The organism is Lacisediminihabitans profunda, from assembly GCF_008040105.1.
GTDB classification, from domain to species: Bacteria; Actinomycetota; Actinomycetes; order Actinomycetales; family Microbacteriaceae; genus Lacisediminihabitans; species Lacisediminihabitans profunda.
The window spans coordinates 1-248 of sequence record NZ_VRMG01000133.1 but is presented as its reverse complement, the minus strand read 5'-3'; the positions used below and the strand labels follow the sequence as shown (position 1 = coordinate 248).

Genomic DNA, 248 nt, shown 5'->3' with positions numbered 1-248 from the left:
AAAGTACGCCCACCTATTCATGCCATATTACTTGCAGTTATGTTAAGCAAGAAGCAACAAAGAAGCTGCTGTTTTTTCATCTTTATATAGAACCTCATCCTCCAACAAATCTCAGTGCAGTGATACAATGCAAGCAAGGTTACAAAATCCAAATTGACTGGCAGGTAAACACACGAGAGATAAATATTTCATTTGTGTGGAGAAAACCATAGCAAACATACTGTTTACATCTTTGAATTGTGTACAAT

At 35.9% G+C, this 248-nt stretch carries 1 protein-coding gene; it reads left to right on the top strand.

The features are described 5' to 3' along the window. Positions 1 to 212, top strand: a 212-nt coding sequence (locus FVP33_RS19860; RefSeq protein WP_222706815.1) for a hypothetical protein, incomplete at its 5' end; no start/stop codon positions are given. Positions 213 to 248 lie beyond the last annotated feature (36 nt).